Origin of the sequence: Mycobacterium sp., assembly GCF_035499775.1 — a bacterium.
Classification (GTDB): domain Bacteria; phylum Actinomycetota; class Actinomycetes; order Mycobacteriales; family Mycobacteriaceae; genus Mycobacterium.
In genome coordinates this window covers 1-14,111 of sequence record NZ_DATJYB010000053.1, presented here as the reverse complement: position 1 = coordinate 14,111, position 14,111 = coordinate 1, and the positions used below count along the sequence as shown (strand labels likewise).

The following is a 14,111-nucleotide window of genomic DNA, read 5'->3' as shown; positions in this document are numbered from 1 at the left end:
GCCGGGGTCGCGCTGTTAGGCTGCCATGGCTGCCGGTTGCCAGTCGGGGGGCTGTGACAGGGCGGGACCGCGCGGTCAGCCGACCAGACAGCACAGTCCAGACGGAAAGAACATCGTGGGCACCGAGACCAAGGGCGAGATCAAGGCCCTGACGGGGCTCCGCATCGTCGCCTCGGTCTGGGTGGTGCTCTTTCATTTCCGGCCTATGGTGGCCGATATCTCGCCTGATCTGCGCGAGAACCTCGCGCCGGTGCTCAACTGCGGTGCCCAGGGCGTCGACCTGTTCTTCATCCTCAGCGGGTTTGTGCTGACCTACAACTATCTCGACCGGATGGGTCATTCGTTTTCGTTGCGCGCCACCGTGCACTTCCTGTGGCTGCGGCTGGCCAGGGTGTGGCCGGTGTACCTGGTCACCTTGCACCTGGCCGCGGTGTGGTGGATCCTCACGCTGCACGTCGGTCACACGCCGTCGCCCGACATCGGTCGGCTGACCGCGATCAGCTACGTACGCCAGGTGCTACTCGTGCAGCTGTGGTTTCAGCCGTTCTTCGATCTGTCCAGTTGGGACGGGCCGGCCTGGTCGATCAGTGCGGAGTGGCTGGCCTACCTGCTGTTCGGTGTGCTGGTGCTGGTGATCTGGCGGATCCAGCATGCGACGCGGGCGCGGGGCCTGATCTTGCTGGCTTTCGCCGCGTCATTGCCGCCGGTGCTGCTGTTGCTGTCCAGCGGGGTGTTCTACACACCGTGGAGCTGGTTGCCACGGATCGTCACGCAATTCACCGCCGGCGCGGTGGCCTGTGCCGCGGTGCGCAGGTTGCGGCCGACCGATCGCGGCCGCCGCATCGCCGGATACCTTTCCCTGCTGCTGGTCGCCGCGATCGTCGGCATCCTCTACCTGTTCAAGACGTTCCCGATAACCGGCGTGTACGACAGCGGCGGCGTGGTGGACCTGCTGTTCGTGCCGTTGGTGATCACGCTCGCGATAGGGGTGGGCAGCCTGCCCAGGCTGCTGTCGGCGCGGTTCATGGTCTACGGCGGTGAGATCTCGTTCTGCCTGTACATGGTTCATGAGCTGGTGCACACCGCCTGGACCTGGGCCGTGGTGAATTTCCACCTGCAGCCGTGGCTGCCGGACAACCCGTGGCGGTGGAACATCTTCGGCCTGCTCGCGATCGCCGTGGCGCTGTCGATCCTGCTGTATCACTCCGTCGAGGAGCCCGCCCGCCGCTGGATGCGCAGGATGGTCGACGCGCCCGCCACGCCTGCGGGCCACGATCCCAGCAAGCCGACCGTTGCCGAGCCCGAAACCGTGCTCGACGAGATCGACGAAGCGCTGGAAGCAGTTCCAGCCCGCGCGGTGTGACGGTTGGCTGTGCGCACGAATCTGGTAGTGAGCCGGCTAGTCGCGTTCGTCGTCGGTGTGGCGGTGCTGGCCGGTGTGGTCTTTGGCTGCCCGGCACGCCCGGTGGGTTCGCCCGCCTATCAGACCCTGAGCCTGGATTTCCGGCTGAACCACGTCGCGGTGGTCGGGGACTCCTACACCACCGGCACCGACCTGGGTGGGTTGGGTCGCAATGCGTGGACCGCTCGCGCCTGGCAGACGCTCCGTCGGCAAGGCGTGCGGGTCGCAGCCGATGTGGCGGCCGAGGGCCGGGCCGGCTACGGCGTCCCCGGTGACCAGGGCAGCCTGTTCGAGGATCTGGCGGCCCGGGCGGTCAAGCCCAGCGATGTGCTGGTGGTGTTCTTCGGCTCCCGCAACGATCAGGGCGTCAATCTCGGGCTGCTGGCCGAAAAGGTCCGCGCCACTTTCGATCTGGCGCGCCGCTTTGCGCCGAGCGCGCGGTTCCTGGTGATCGGCCCACCGTGGCCGACCGCCGCGGTACCCGTGCCCGTGCTGCAGATTCGCGACGTCCTCTTCCATGCGGCCCAGGCCGCGGGGGCGGCGTGGTCCGACCCGATCTTCGAACGCTGGTTCCTGGACAAGCCCGACCTGATCGGTCCCGACGGCGTGCACCCCAACGACGCGGGACATAAGTACCTGGCGGACAAGATCGCGCCGCTCATCAGCGCACAGTTGCGACGGTAAAGCGCCTAAATGGCCAGTGGCACAACGTGTTCGGATGCGTCAGTCGTTCGCGTGCCGCTCGTAGTCCCAGCGCTCGAGGCGGGCCTGCAGCTGCACCAGGCCGACCCCCGCAATCGGCGCCGCCGAAATGCAAACCAACAACAAACCCGCCCCCAGACTCATCTCAAACCTCCAAAAACCCTTTCATTTCTATGACGTTTGACGTCGCATGGAAGTTCACCCGTCCGCCAAGGCGCGGTCGGCCAGCGCGCCGATGACAGGCGCCAGTAGTTGTGCGTATTCGGTCGTGATGTGGTTGTCGTCGCGGAACACCAGGGTGTTGCCGACGATCACCGGGCAGCGATCGGCGGCGCAGAACAGGTCGGTCACATCCGCGTAGTGTCCACCGCCGCCCGTGGTTGCCGTCTGCTCCGCGGCGATACCGCCGCTCCTGACCGCGACCGAACGTGCCGGCGCGCACGCGGTGGCGTCGTCGAGGTGAGCGGACAGGCACGTCGGCACGGATCCCTGGGGATCGTCGACCGGCCCCAGCACCAGCACGGTGGCGCCGATGCGGCGCAGTTCGGCCACGGTGCGGCCCAGGGTGTCGATCCACGCCGGGTCGTAGGAGGTGAAGCTGAAGTCCGCGCCGTAACGCCGGCTCATGCTCAGCACCACCAGTCGCGGCCGTTCGGCCTTCAACCGGGCCATGATCTGGCCGCGCCACTGTTCGCACTCGGTGTACTCGCGGCCCAGGTAGGGGCTGACGATGTGCAGCTCCTGCAGCGGGCAGGTCACCTTGGCCATCGTCTCCAGCCGCCAGTGCCGCTGTTCGGCGACCAGCTGGAAGGCCGGGTCCCACATGGCGGCGTGCGAGTCGCCGACCAGCGCCACCGTCGTCGGCGACGCGGTGCCGGCATCGCCGACAACTGAGGCGCACTCGCTCTGTCCTACGTCACGCCAGGACCGCATGCATCCGTTGACGAATACCGCCGCCTTGTCGCCCGGCGCCGCGGCCAGTGACGGGTTCAGGTTCGACGGCACGGCCCGCTGGTTCGCGGCCGCCGAGATCGCTTGGCGCGCTTGGGCGAAGGCGTCGCGGACCGGATCGGCGGCGGGTGCCGCCGTGGGGCTGAGCGCGGCGATGCTGGCCGCCGGGGCGGCCGGTCCGTGTCCGGTCGGCACCGGTACCAGCGTCAGCAGCAGCAGGCAGGCGCACGCCGCGGCCGCGGTGGCCCCGGCCGCCATGGCCAGGCTGGCTTTGGCCGACCCACGCAAGGCAGCGGCGAACCGGGCGGGGTTCTCGACCAGATACATGGTGATCACCGCGAGCCCGGCGGAGACGACGACCGCGGTCAGCCTGGCCGGCAGGCCCGCGGGCTCGCCGAGCAGCGGCGGCATCAACAGCAGCACCGGCCAGTGCCACAAGTACCACGAGTACGACACCCGGCCCACGGCCCGCATCGCCGGCTTGCACAACACGCGGCCCACGCCCAAACCGCCGGTGACACAACCGCCGCCGAGGATCAGGGCGGTGCCCAGCACCGGCAGCAGCGCCGAGGTGCCGGGGTAGGGAGTGTGCGGGCCCAGCTGCGTACAGGTCAGCAGGATCAGCGCCAGCCCACCCCAACCCACGATCATGGCGGGCAGCAGCGGCAGCCGGCGCCATTGCGTGATCGTCAGCGCCACCAGGCCGCCGGCGGCCAATTCCCAGGCGCGGGTGGGCAGCGAAAAGAACGCCCATGGCGGCGAGATCCGGGTCCACAGCACCGCGGCGGTCAGCGAGGCCGCGGTGACCAGCCCGAGGACCACCGCATACGGCGCCGCCCCGGATGTGGTGGCGCTTTTGCGACGGACGAGCCACGCGGTGCCGATGATCAACATCGGCCACACCAGATAGAACTGCTCCTCGACGCCCAGCGACCAGTAGTGCTGGAACGGCGAAGGTATGGCCGAGCCCAGGTAATCGGTGCCCTGGTTAGCGAACCGGTAATTGCCGACATACAGGGCGCTGGCGATGCCGTCCACAAAGACGCTGCGCGCCTGCAACGGTGGCAGTACCGCGGCGGAAGCGATCGCCGTGGCGACGCCGACCGTGGCCGCGGCGGGCAGCAGGCGCCGGGCCCGTGCGGCGTAGAAGCGGCCCAGCGCGACGGTCTCGGTGGTGGTGATCTCACGCCACAGCAGCCCGGTGATGAGGAAGCCGGAGATGACGAAGAAGATGTCCACGCCGATATAGCCGCCGGAGACGCCGGGAATGCCGGCGTGGTAGAGGACGACGGCCACCACCGCCACGGTGCGCAAGCCCTCGATGTCCGGTCGGAAACCGGTCCGTTCAGGCGGCCGCTCCGCGGTGCGGAGTGGTCCCGTGGTGCGGGGTGGCCCTGTGGTGTTCGCCTGCCGGACTGTCATGGTCTCTTCGCTAGGTCGCCATCCAGGTCAGCTCGCCGGGCAGCTGCGTGCGCCAGTAGCCCACGTCGTGCCCTCCCATCGAAAAGCTGCCCGCCGGCGGCTTTTTCAGTTGGTTGACGAACGCGCGGGTGGCCGGATAGAAGCGGTCGAAGGTGCCGCAGTCGATCCGCAGCGGAATCGAGTTCAGCGCCGGAAGGCCCGTCACGTTGTGTTGCGACCAGTCGTCTTCGCTGTCGAACGCCCCGGGGGCGCTGTTGCCGAACGAGGTGTACAGCGCCGGGCTGATCGCGCAGATCCCCGCGGTCCGGGCCGGACCCAGCCGCGAGCCCAGCAGCAGCGACCCGTATCCGCCCATGGACCAGCCCATGAAGGCCACCCGGGAGGTGTCCATGCCCATCGTGGACAGCATCGGCAACAGCTCTTCGAGGACCATCGTGCCGGAGTCCTCGCCCGAAGTTCTTTTGTGCCAGTAGCAATCGCTGCCGCCGTCGACACCCACCACGGCGAACGGCGGTTTACCCTCTTTGACCACTCGGGCCAGGGCGTCCTCGACGCCGAGCTCGAGCATCTGGCCCGCATTGCCGTCCTTGCCGTGCAGCGCGATCACCGGTCGCAGCGACGACGGCTTTCCGTTGTGGCCCGGGGGCAGCACGATCACCCAGTTGGTGTCGACGCCGCCGCGAGCTTTCGAGACGAACGAGCCGGTGAGCCGGTTGGGTAGGTTGCTGCCCGCCGTCGCTGGCTCGAACGGAGAAGGGGCCTGCGGTACCGGCGCTGCTTGGGATTCGAGCGGATCCAGCAGCGCGCCCAAAGCCCACACGGCAACGGCTCCCGCGCTGGCGCCGGCCCCCATCCGCAGTAACGCTCGTCGGGTCAGCTCAGGCACGATAGTCATGATGCCGCGCTGACCCGGGTTCATCGCTACTGCCACGCCGCAATTGGAAGAGGTTTGTGATACCGCGGTGACATTGCGTACCCGGTAGGCCTGGCCGACTTAGTATTTCAACGCAATGGTTACCGTTACCCCGCGACGTGTCCTCGCCGTCGTCGCTGCGTCAGTCCTCGTCGCCGGATGTACCCGACAACCCACGCCCCCCACCGCGGAACCCGCACCGACGACACCAATTCGTCACCTGGTGGTCATCTTTCAAGAGAACATCTCGTTCGACCACTACTTCGGGACGTATCCGCATGCCGCGAACATCGACGGGCAACCGTTCACGGCCAAACCGGACACGCCCGCGGTGGACGGCCTCACGTCAGAGTTGTTGACGCACAATCCCAATTCGGTACAGCCGATGCGGTTGGGCGGGCCGGGTCAGCAGGTGACCTGCGATCAGAACCACGCATACCAGGCCGAGCAGTTGGCCGCCAACGGCGGTGCGATGGACCGCTTCGTCGAAAACGCCGACGGCGACAGTTGCCCGGCGCCGCTGTTCAGCACGCACGGTTTGGTGGTGGGCTACTACGACGGCAACTCGGTGACGGCGTTGTGGAATTACGCCCAGCGTTACGCGATGAGCGACAACTTCCACGGCTCGGTATTCGGCCCGTCCACACCCGGCCACATCAACCTTGTGTCCGGCCAAACGCATGGAGTGGCAAAGACATTCATGCCAGACAAGAAACCGTTCCCGGCAAACATGGTGGTGGACGGCACGCTGACCGACGATTCCCAGCCATTCGGCGACGACTGTTCGCGCCGCGATCAGGTCCAGTTCAGCTCCGACAACAAGAACATCGGTGATTTGCTCAACGCCAAGGGCGTCACCTGGGGCTACTTTCAGGGCGGCTTCAAACCCACCGGTCACAAGCCCGACGGCACGGCGGTATGCGACGCGGCGCACAACATCGGCGAAATCCTCGGCGGGACCGGCAAGACCGGAGCGTTGCCGTTCGGCGTCAGGGGCGACTACATCCCGCATCACGAGCCGTTCCAGTACTATGCGTCCACCGCGAACCCCCACCACCTGCCACCGACCGCGACTGACAAGATCGGCCGTTCCGACCAGGCCAACCATCAGTACGACGTGTCCGACTTCTGGGCCGCCGCCGACTCGGGTCATCTGCCCTCGGTCAGCATCCTCAAACCGCCCGGGTACCAGGATGCGCACGCCGGCTACTCCGATCCCCTCGATGAGCAGCAGTTTCTCGTCGAAACGATCAACCATCTGCAGAAGCTGCCGGACTGGAAGGACATGGCGATCGTCATCGCCTACGACGACTCCGACGGCTGGTACGACCACAAGCCGCCGACGATCGTATCGCCCTCGGCCACCGCCGAAGACGCGCTGAACGGCCCGGGCCGATGCGGTGATGCGGGCCCGGCGCCGATCGTCTACCAGGGACGTTGCGGATACGGCCCGCGGCTGCCGCTGCTGGTGATATCGCCGTATGCCAGAGCCAATTTCGTGGACCACACGCTGACTGACCAATCGTCGATCCTGCGGTTCGTCGAAGACAACTGGAGCACCGGCCGCATCGGCGATCACTCGTTCGACGAGCGCGCCGGCGTCCTTACCGCGATGTTCGACTTCAGCGGCCCGAGGCAGCCGACGCTGACGCTCGACGCGCGCACCGGCAGCCCGCCGTAGGGATTCAATCTGGCAGTTTTCAATGGTTCCGTAGCGGGCCGCCGTCCCGGACGATGCGGGGATGAGCTTGGCATTTCATTGGTTTTTGCCGACCTACGGGGATTCGCGGAATCTGGTGGCGGGCGGCCACGGCACCTCGATGCACGGCGATCGGCCCGCCACGCTGCGGTACCTGCGCCAGATCTGTGCGGCCGCCGAGGACAACGGTTTCGAGGCCGTGCTCACCCCGACCGGGTTGTGGTGCGAGGACGCCTGGCTGACGACGGCGATGCTGATCGAGGACACCGAAACACTGAAATTCCTGGTCGCGTTCCGTCCCGGGCTGCTCAGCCCGACCCTGGCCGCCCAGATGGCCGGGACCTATCAGCGGCACTCGGGCGGCCGACTGCTGCTCAACGTCGTCACCGGCGGTGAACCGCACGAGCAGCGGGCCTACGGCGACTTCCTGGACAAGCAGTCGCGCTACGCCAGGACGGGGGAGTTCTTGCATGTGGTGCGCCAACTTTGGACGTCGCTGGAGCCGGTCACCTTCGCCGGAGACCACATCCAGGTCGAAGGTGCCGCGCTGAACAACCCGCCCGACCCGGTGCCGCCGGTGTTCTTCGGCGGATCGTCGGGAGCCGCCGGTCCGGTGGCGGCCAAATACTCCGACGTCTACCTCACCTGGGGTGAGCCGCTGCCGGCGGTGGGCGAGAAACTCGCTCGGATTCGCGGCCTGGCCGCCGACGCGGGCCGGGATGTGCAGTTCGGCTTGCGGATCCACGTGATCAGCCGCGACACCTCGGAGCAGGCGTGGGCTGAGGCCGACCGGCTCCTGGCGGCCGTCGACCCGGCAGATGTCGAGCGGGTGCAGGCCAGCCTGGCGCGCAGCGAATCCGAAGGGCAGCGCCGCATGCTGAAGTTGCACGGCGGCCACAGCAGTCGGCTCCTGGTCGCACCCAATCTGTGGGCCGGGGTTGGCTTGGTGCGCGGCGGGGCGGGCACCGCCCTGGTCGGGTCGCACGCGGAAGTCGCCGAACGATTGGCCGAATACGCGGAACTGGGCATCAGCCACTTCATCCTGTCGGGATATCCGCACCTGGAAGAGGCCTACTGGTTCGGCGAGGGCGTGCTGCCGCTGCTGGAGCGCAGGGGGCTGTGGCGCGATCCCAACCGCCGTTCCACACAGCCGGCCGCGTCGACGCCGTTCGCGGTCGCTTCGGCGCACTAGTCACATGGCGACCACGCTGCCCGCCGTCGCGCCGGCGGACACCCTCGACGAATCCGACGCAGAGCGCCGACGGAGGCTGCGCACCGTCGTCGCGGCGAGCCTCCTGGGCACCACTGTGGAGTGGTACGACTTCTTCCTCTACGCCACCGCGGCCGGCCTGGTGTTCGGTAAGTTGTTCTTTCCCAACGCAAGTTCTCTGGTGGGCACCCTGCTGGCGTTCGCGACGTTCGCCGTCGGGTTCGTCATGCGGCCGATCGGCGGCGTTGTGTTCGGCCACATCGGGGACCGGATCGGCCGCAAGCGCAGCCTGGCGCTGACGATGCTGATCATGGGCCTGGCGACGGCGTTGATCGGGACGTTGCCGAGCGCAGCGCAGATCGGGGTGTGGGCGCCGGTGCTGCTGCTGGTGCTGCGGATGCTGCAGGGTTTCGCGCTGGGTGGCGAGTGGGGCGGCGCGGTGTTGCTGGCCGTCGAGCACAGCCCCGGTGACCGGCGCGGCCGATACGGGGCGATCCCGCAGATCGGTCTTGCACTCGGATTAGCTTTGGGCACAGGCATTTTCGCCTACTTGCAAGTCGTCCTCGGTTCGTCTCGGTTTCTGGCCTACGGCTGGCGGATCGGCTTCCTGTTGAGCCTGGTCCTGGTCGTGATCGGCATCCTGGTCCGGCTGCGCGTCGACGAAACGCCGGCCTTTCGGGAGTTGGCCGAACTCGAGGCCGAGTCCAGCGTTCCGATCCGCGAGATTTTCCGCGGGTCCCGTTCCCGGCGCAACACGTTGCTCGGCCTGCTGGCCCGCTGGGCCGAAGGCTCGGCGTTCAACACCTGGGGCGTTTTCGCGATCAGCTACGCCACCGGTGCATTGGGCTTTCACAAGGTGCCGGTCCTGATCGTGGTGACCATCGCTGCGCTGGTGATGGCGGTCCTGTTGCCCGTCTCGGGAGCGTTGACCGACCGTTTCGGAGCCCGGCGCGTGTATCTGGTCGGCGTGGCGTGCTACGGCCTCGCGGCCTTTCCCGTCTTCGCGCTCTTCGGGACCAAGAATCTGCTCCTGTTCGGGCTGGCGATGGTCGTCGTGTTCGGTGTCGTGCACGCACTGTTCTACGGCGCGCAGGGCACGCTGTTCTCGTCGCTGTACCCGACCGGCACCCGCTACACCGGGCTGTCGTTCGTCTACCAGTTCTCGGGTGTCTACGCATCGGGGGTGACCCCGATGATCCTGACCGCGCTGATCGCGGCCGCGGGCGGCACGCCGTGGCTGGGCTGCGCGTATCTGGTTGCGACGGCGGTGATTAGCGTGGTGGCAACGTCGCTGATCCGCGACCGTGATCTGTATCTGTGAGCTCGGCGCGCCGGGACTGAACTGGTGGCGCCGAGACTGCATACAGGTCGCGGTTGACGCCGAAATCACGCCCTCACTTCAGTCTCGGTGAGCGGGCCATCCGAGGTGAGGTGGCGACGAGGCACCCGCCGGGACTAGCCGACGGCTGCTGCGCCCGCGGCCAACTTGACCAGAAGCTCGGGCAGGGCAGCGGCGACTTCGTCGTCGTCTGCCGGGTGGGTGGCGGCGAAGCGCTCGCCTGCCAGCGGCACGGACAGGGTGATGTCGTCCAGCACCTGCGCCCCGGCGACGCGGGCCGCTTTGCGGGTGTCCTCATGGGCCCAGGCCCCGCCGTAGCGCCCGCCGGCGGTGCCCACGACGGCGGCCGGCTTGGCGGTGATGGCCCCGATCCCGTACGGGCGCGAAGTCCAGTCGATGGCGTTCTTCAGCACGGCCGGGATGGTGCCGTTGTATTCCGGGGTGATCAATAGCAGCGCGTCGGCGCGCGCGACGGCGTCGCGCAGGTTCTGCGCCGGGCCCGGGACGTCGCTGGGCTCGTCGAGGTCTTCGTTGTAGAACGGCACCTCGGCCAGGCCTTCGAAGATCTCCACGTCGATGCCGTCGGGGGCGTGCTTGACGGCGGCCTCCGCGAGCTGGCGGTTGTAGGAGTCGGCGCGCAGGCTGCCGACGAGGGCGAGAATCCGGACGCTCATTTGCGTCTCCTTCCAATAGTTGCTTGCGCCAACAAGCATACATTTGCTTGCGCGCACAAGCAAGAGGTAATATTTGGGTCATGCCGCAAAGCGTGCCCCCACCGAGGACGGCTCAGGAGCTCAAGGTGATCAGGGCATTGCACGCGGCCTTTTGGTCGATGACGCGGCAGTTCGACGCCGACCTGCAGCGCGAACACCGGTTGTCGCACACCGAATACGTCGCGCTGGACTGGCTGGCCGAGGCCCCGGATCGCACGCTGGGGCTCAGCGAACTCGCCGCGCGCTGCCAGCAGTCGCTCTCGGCGATCAGCCGCACCGTCGGGCGCCTGGAAACCCAGGGATTGGTGCGCCGCGAACAGTCAGCCCGAGACGCGCGTGCCTACAACGCCGTGCTCACCGACGCCGGGCTGAAGCGCTACCAGGAGGCGACGCCCACTCACAACGTGAGCCTGCGCCGCTATCTTTTCGACCAGCTCGGGGACATCGACCTGGACGAATTCGGCGACGCGCTGCATCGCATCACAGCCGCCGCCGACCGAAGGACGACCGTCCCGTCGTCGACCAGCTAGCCCAGCTGCGACATCACCTCGCCGGCGAACAGGTCCAGGTGTGCCAGATCGGAAAGGTCGAGCAGTTGGGTGTAGACGCGCCGCACGCCGATGTTCTGCCACGGGCCCAGTTTGTCGACGATCTCGGCGGGCGTTCCGACCAGCGGGCTGCTGGCGCGCAGCTCGTCCACGTCGCGGCCGATCGCGGCCGCGCGACGGGCCACTTCGGCGTCGTTGCGGCCTGCGCAGATCACGAACGCGGCCGAGTAGACGATCGAATCGTCCGTCCGGCCCGCTGCGGCAACCGCGTCGGCCACCCGTTCGAGCTGGGCTTGAGCGACGTCGATCGGCGCGAACGCGATGTTGAACTCGGCGGCGTACTTGGCGGCCAGCTCCGGAGTGCGTTTGGCGCCGAAGCCGCCGATCACGATCGGAGGATGGGGATTTTGCACGGGTTTGGGCAACGCCGGTGAGTTCGCGATGGTGTAGTGCCGGCCGGAGTAGTCGAACGTCTCACCGGGGTTGGTGGTCCACAGCCCGGTAATGATGGCGAGTTGTTCGGCGAGCCGGTCGAACCGCTCGCCCAGCGGGGGAAACGGTATCCCGTAGGCCCGGTGCTCTTTCTCGTACCAGCCGCTGCCGAGGCCGAATTCGACGCGTCCGTCGCTCATCGCGTCGACCTGCGCCACCGTGATGGCCAGCGGTCCCGGGTAGCGGAACGTCGCGGAGCTCACCAGCGTGCCGAGCCGGATTCCCGATGTTTCGCGGGCGATCGCGCCCAGCGTCACCCACGAATCGGTCGGCCCGGGCAGTCCGTCGCCACTCATGGCCACGTAATGGTCGGATCGGAAGAAGGCCGCATAGGCCAGCCGTTCGGCGGCCTGAGCAACGGCGAGCTGGTCGGCGTAGCTGGCGCCCTGTTGCGGTTCGACGAACACACGGAATTCCATGGGCGGATGCTAGCGTCCGAGGATGGAGCCGCGCGGCCGAGGGGATGTGACCGAGCCCGCCGCCGAGGGCGCGACTCGGCAACTGCGACAGGGACTGTCGCAGCGGCAGCTGAACATGATCGCCATCGGCGGTGTCATCGGTGCCGGATTGTTCGTCGGGTCGGGCGTGGTGATCCGCGATACCGGGCCAGCGGCGTTCCTGACGTACGCGATCTGCGGTCTGCTGATCATTCTGGTGATGCGGATGCTGGGGGAGATGGCCAGCGCCGACCCGTCGACCGGATCGTTCGCCGATTACGCGGGCAAGGCCCTGGGCGGCTGGGCGGGGTTTTCGGTCGGCTGGCTGTATTGGTACTTCTGGGTGATCGTGGTCGGCTTCGAGGCGGTCGCCGGCGGGAAGGTCCTCAACTACTGGTTCCCGGCGCCGCTGTGGCTGTCGTCGCTGTGCCTGATGCTGCTGATGACCGCGACCAACCTGTTCTCGGTGTCGTCGTTCGGCGAGTTCGAATTCTGGTTCGCCGGAATCAAAGTCGCGACCATCGTGGTCTTCCTGGGTCTCGCGACGGCTTTCGCATTCGGGCTGTGGCCCGGTCGGCAGCTGGACTTTTCCAACCTGGTATCTCACGGCGGCTTCTTTCCGAAGGGAGTGTGGGCCGTCTTCGCCGCCATTGTGGTGGCGATCTTTTCGATGGTCGGCGCCGAGGTCGTGACCATCGCCGCCGCCGAGAGCCGCGACCCGGAGCGCGCGGTGCAGCGGGCCACCAGGTCCGTCGTCGCGCGCATCGCGATCTTTTTCGTCGGTTCGGTTTTCCTGATTGTCGTTGTGCTGCCGTGGAATTCGTTGGCACTCGGCGATTCGCCGTACGTGGCCGCGCTCAAGCACATGGGCATTCCGGGCGCGGACCAGCTGATGAACGCGGTGGTGCTCACTGCGGTGCTGTCCTGTCTGAACTCGGGTCTGTACACCTCGTCGCGGATGCTGTTCGTGCTTGCCGACCGAGGCGAGGCGCCTGCTCAACTGGTCAAGATCAGCCCGCGCGGGGTCCCGCACGTCGCCATCATCGGCTCGTCGGTGGTGGGCTTCCTGTGCGTGCTGATGGCCTGGCTGGCGCCGAACACGGTGTTTCTGTTCCTGCTCAACTCGTCGGGCGCCATCATCTTGTTCGTCTACCTGCTGATCGCGCTCTCGCAGATCGTGCTGCGCCGGCGCACGCCCACCGAGAAGCTGCGGGTCAAGATGTGGTTCTTTCCGGTGCTGTCGATCCTCACTCTCCTCGGCATCGTCGCCGTGCTGGTGCAAATGGCGTTCGACCACGCCGCGCGCAGTCAGTTGTGGCTGAGCCTGTTGTCGTGGGCGGTGGTGGTTGGGTTGTACTTCGGCACCCGGGCGCGTCGCGCCCGTCGACGGTCCGGTCGTCCACTCGCGCCGTGACGCCGCCGGTGCCGCCTTCAGTCCTCGACCGCGACAGCGAGATTGAAGTGCTGCAACGTCACGGTGTTGTTCGGTTCGCCCGGCTTGTAGACGGTGAGCGCACCATAAAGATTCGGGGTGTCATCGGCGATCTTGACGTACTGGCCGTGATAAGCCGGTGTGCCGTCGGTGAATTCCGCGGGCACCAGACTGTCGTCGATGACGAAATCGCTGTCCGGGTCGTAGATGCGTGCCGTGCGGCCACGCAGCCCATGCTGGTCCAGCCCGACGGTCACGGCAGGTCGCTCGCCCGACATCATGATCACTACCTTTGCTACGGCTCGATGATGGGAAACGGAATCTCAACCGGTATCTCGATCGGCGGGGCCTCGATCACCGGAGGCGCAGGAATCTCAGGCGCCGGTATCTCGGGCAACTCCGGGGCGGGCACACTCGCCGGTGCAGCACCCGGAACAGCAGGCATCGGCGGTAGCTCGGGTGCCTCCGGATCGACTCCCAGCCCGGCGTTGACCGATGCACGGCTCACCATCGACCTCTCAATGATCTTGTTCCACAACTCATCTCCCTTGAGGCCCTGGCCCTTGTACTTCTCGACGACCTCGTCCCAGGTCATGTTCTTCTCGTTGGCTGCCAGCCGGGCCGCTTCAGCGCGGTCGACCATCAGGTCGCGCGTCCATGTCCGCAGCGCGTTGCGGGTGACGGAGAGCGTCTTGGCCCGCGTCTCAGGACTCAAGCCCTCGTCGATGAGTCGCTGGTTCAGCGCCTTCATCTGCTGCTCGCCGTAGGTATACACATTGCGGGCTTGCTCCGACGTCAGTGTTGCGTTGGGGTAGCCGGGAATCCCGAGTTCATTGGTCCTGGGGGCGGGG

Annotated in this window: 13 protein-coding genes and 1 pseudogene; 7 read left to right on the top strand and 7 right to left on the bottom strand. The window is 67.1% G+C overall.

What is annotated here, in order from left to right; translation table 11 throughout:
- Window positions 1-112 precede the first annotated feature (112 nt).
- Both VML93_RS03285 and VML93_RS03280 read left to right on the top strand, forming a co-directional pair.
- A complete protein-coding gene (locus VML93_RS03285; RefSeq protein ID WP_325607646.1) occupies window positions 113-1,363 on the top strand; it encodes an acyltransferase in 1,251 nt (416 codons plus the stop codon).
- A 27-nt stretch (window positions 1,364-1,390) separates the two neighbouring features.
- Window positions 1,391-2,086 (top strand): Rv0518 family GDSL lipase, encoded by a 696-nt coding sequence (locus tag VML93_RS03280; RefSeq protein WP_325607642.1) that lies wholly within the window; start codon window positions 1,391-1,393, stop codon window positions 2,084-2,086.
- Between the two features lie 39 nt (window positions 2,087-2,125).
- Here VML93_RS03280 and VML93_RS03275 read toward each other — a convergent pair whose 3' ends face one another.
- Genes VML93_RS03275 through VML93_RS03265 form a run of 3 tightly spaced genes read right to left on the bottom strand, consistent with a single transcriptional unit; the run spans window position 2,126 to window position 5,372 of the window.
- Complete coding sequence (locus tag VML93_RS03275; RefSeq protein WP_325607641.1) at window positions 2,126-2,248, bottom strand: hypothetical protein; 123 nt, start codon at window positions 2,246-2,248, stop codon at window positions 2,126-2,128.
- A gap of 54 nt (window positions 2,249-2,302) precedes the next feature.
- Entirely contained in the window at window positions 2,303-4,477 is a 2,175-nt protein-coding gene (locus tag VML93_RS03270; RefSeq protein WP_325607640.1) for an acyltransferase family protein, read from the bottom strand.
- Window positions 4,478-4,487: 10 nt separating this feature from the next.
- Window positions 4,488-5,372 (bottom strand): alpha/beta hydrolase, encoded by an 885-nt coding sequence (locus tag VML93_RS03265; protein ID WP_325607644.1) that lies wholly within the window; start codon window positions 5,370-5,372, stop codon window positions 4,488-4,490.
- Window positions 5,373-5,487: 115 nt separating this feature from the next.
- Here VML93_RS03265 and VML93_RS03260 point away from each other — a divergent pair, with 115 nt between their 5' ends.
- The 3 genes from VML93_RS03260 to VML93_RS03250 all read left to right on the top strand — a co-directional run bounded on the left by VML93_RS03260 (window position 5,488) and on the right by VML93_RS03250 (window position 9,620).
- The gene (locus VML93_RS03260) at window positions 5,488-7,071 is read left to right on the top strand and encodes an alkaline phosphatase family protein (protein ID WP_325607639.1); all 1,584 of its coding nucleotides are present in this window, start codon (window positions 5,488-5,490) and stop codon (window positions 7,069-7,071) included.
- Between the two features lie 61 nt (window positions 7,072-7,132).
- Window positions 7,133-8,281 carry an LLM class flavin-dependent oxidoreductase gene (locus VML93_RS03255; protein ID WP_325607638.1) on the top strand — a complete coding sequence of 383 codons (1,149 nt, stop codon included), beginning with the start codon at window positions 7,133-7,135 and terminating at the stop codon, window positions 8,279-8,281.
- A gap of 4 nt (window positions 8,282-8,285) precedes the next feature.
- Complete coding sequence (locus VML93_RS03250) at window positions 8,286-9,620, top strand: MFS transporter (protein ID WP_325607637.1); 1,335 nt, start codon at window positions 8,286-8,288, stop codon at window positions 9,618-9,620.
- Window positions 9,621-9,754: 134 nt separating this feature from the next.
- Here the strand turns inward: VML93_RS03250 and VML93_RS03245 are convergent, their stop codons facing one another.
- Window positions 9,755-10,312 carry an NAD(P)H-dependent oxidoreductase gene (locus VML93_RS03245; RefSeq protein WP_325607636.1) on the bottom strand — a complete coding sequence of 186 codons (558 nt, stop codon included), beginning with the start codon at window positions 10,310-10,312 and terminating at the stop codon, window positions 9,755-9,757.
- A gap of 80 nt (window positions 10,313-10,392) precedes the next feature.
- On the opposite strand from VML93_RS03245, the gene VML93_RS03240 reads away from it, so the two are divergent.
- Entirely contained in the window at window positions 10,393-10,881 is a 489-nt protein-coding gene (locus VML93_RS03240) for a MarR family winged helix-turn-helix transcriptional regulator (RefSeq protein WP_325607634.1), read from the top strand.
- Here VML93_RS03240 and VML93_RS03235 read toward each other — a convergent pair.
- Window positions 10,878-11,810, bottom strand: coding sequence for an LLM class F420-dependent oxidoreductase (locus VML93_RS03235; protein WP_325607632.1), 933 nt, complete (start codon window positions 11,808-11,810; stop codon window positions 10,878-10,880). The two genes, VML93_RS03240 and VML93_RS03235, sit on opposite strands and share 4 nt — an antisense overlap.
- A gap of 22 nt (window positions 11,811-11,832) precedes the next feature.
- Here VML93_RS03235 and VML93_RS03230 point away from each other — a divergent pair, with 22 nt between their 5' ends.
- Window positions 11,833-13,242, top strand: a complete 1,410-nt coding sequence (locus VML93_RS03230; protein WP_325607630.1) for an amino acid permease — start codon at window positions 11,833-11,835, stop codon at window positions 13,240-13,242.
- A gap of 17 nt (window positions 13,243-13,259) precedes the next feature.
- Here VML93_RS03230 and VML93_RS03225 read toward each other — a convergent pair whose 3' ends face one another.
- Together VML93_RS03225 and VML93_RS03220 are read right to left on the bottom strand one after the other, a co-directional pair.
- Window positions 13,260-13,541, bottom strand: coding sequence for a DUF7161 family protein (locus VML93_RS03225; protein WP_325607628.1), 282 nt, complete (start codon window positions 13,539-13,541; stop codon window positions 13,260-13,262).
- Window positions 13,542-13,555: 14 nt separating this feature from the next.
- Window positions 13,556-14,111: pseudogene (locus VML93_RS03220) on the bottom strand (hypothetical protein); the annotation flags it as partial.

Coding starts and splice junctions, on each gene's coding strand:
- VML93_RS03270 (WP_325607640.1), bottom strand. CDS start 4,477: ATGACAGTCCGGCAGGCGAACACCACAGGGCCACCCCGCACCACGGGA.
- VML93_RS03260 (WP_325607639.1), top strand. CDS start 5,488: ATGGTTACCGTTACCCCGCGACGTGTCCTCGCCGTCGTCGCTGCGTCA.
- VML93_RS03275 (WP_325607641.1), bottom strand. CDS start 2,248: ATGAGTCTGGGGGCGGGTTTGTTGTTGGTTTGCATTTCGGCGGCGCCG.
- VML93_RS03240 (WP_325607634.1), top strand. CDS start 10,393: ATGCCGCAAAGCGTGCCCCCACCGAGGACGGCTCAGGAGCTCAAGGTG.
- VML93_RS03250 (WP_325607637.1), top strand. CDS start 8,286: ATGGCGACCACGCTGCCCGCCGTCGCGCCGGCGGACACCCTCGACGAA.
- VML93_RS03235 (WP_325607632.1), bottom strand. CDS start 11,810: ATGGAATTCCGTGTGTTCGTCGAACCGCAACAGGGCGCCAGCTACGCC.
- VML93_RS03255 (WP_325607638.1), top strand. CDS start 7,133: ATGAGCTTGGCATTTCATTGGTTTTTGCCGACCTACGGGGATTCGCGG.
- VML93_RS03230 (WP_325607630.1), top strand. CDS start 11,833: ATGGAGCCGCGCGGCCGAGGGGATGTGACCGAGCCCGCCGCCGAGGGC.
- VML93_RS03265 (WP_325607644.1), bottom strand. CDS start 5,372: ATGACTATCGTGCCTGAGCTGACCCGACGAGCGTTACTGCGGATGGGG.
- VML93_RS03245 (WP_325607636.1), bottom strand. CDS start 10,312: ATGAGCGTCCGGATTCTCGCCCTCGTCGGCAGCCTGCGCGCCGACTCC.
- VML93_RS03225 (WP_325607628.1), bottom strand. CDS start 13,541: ATGATGTCGGGCGAGCGACCTGCCGTGACCGTCGGGCTGGACCAGCAT.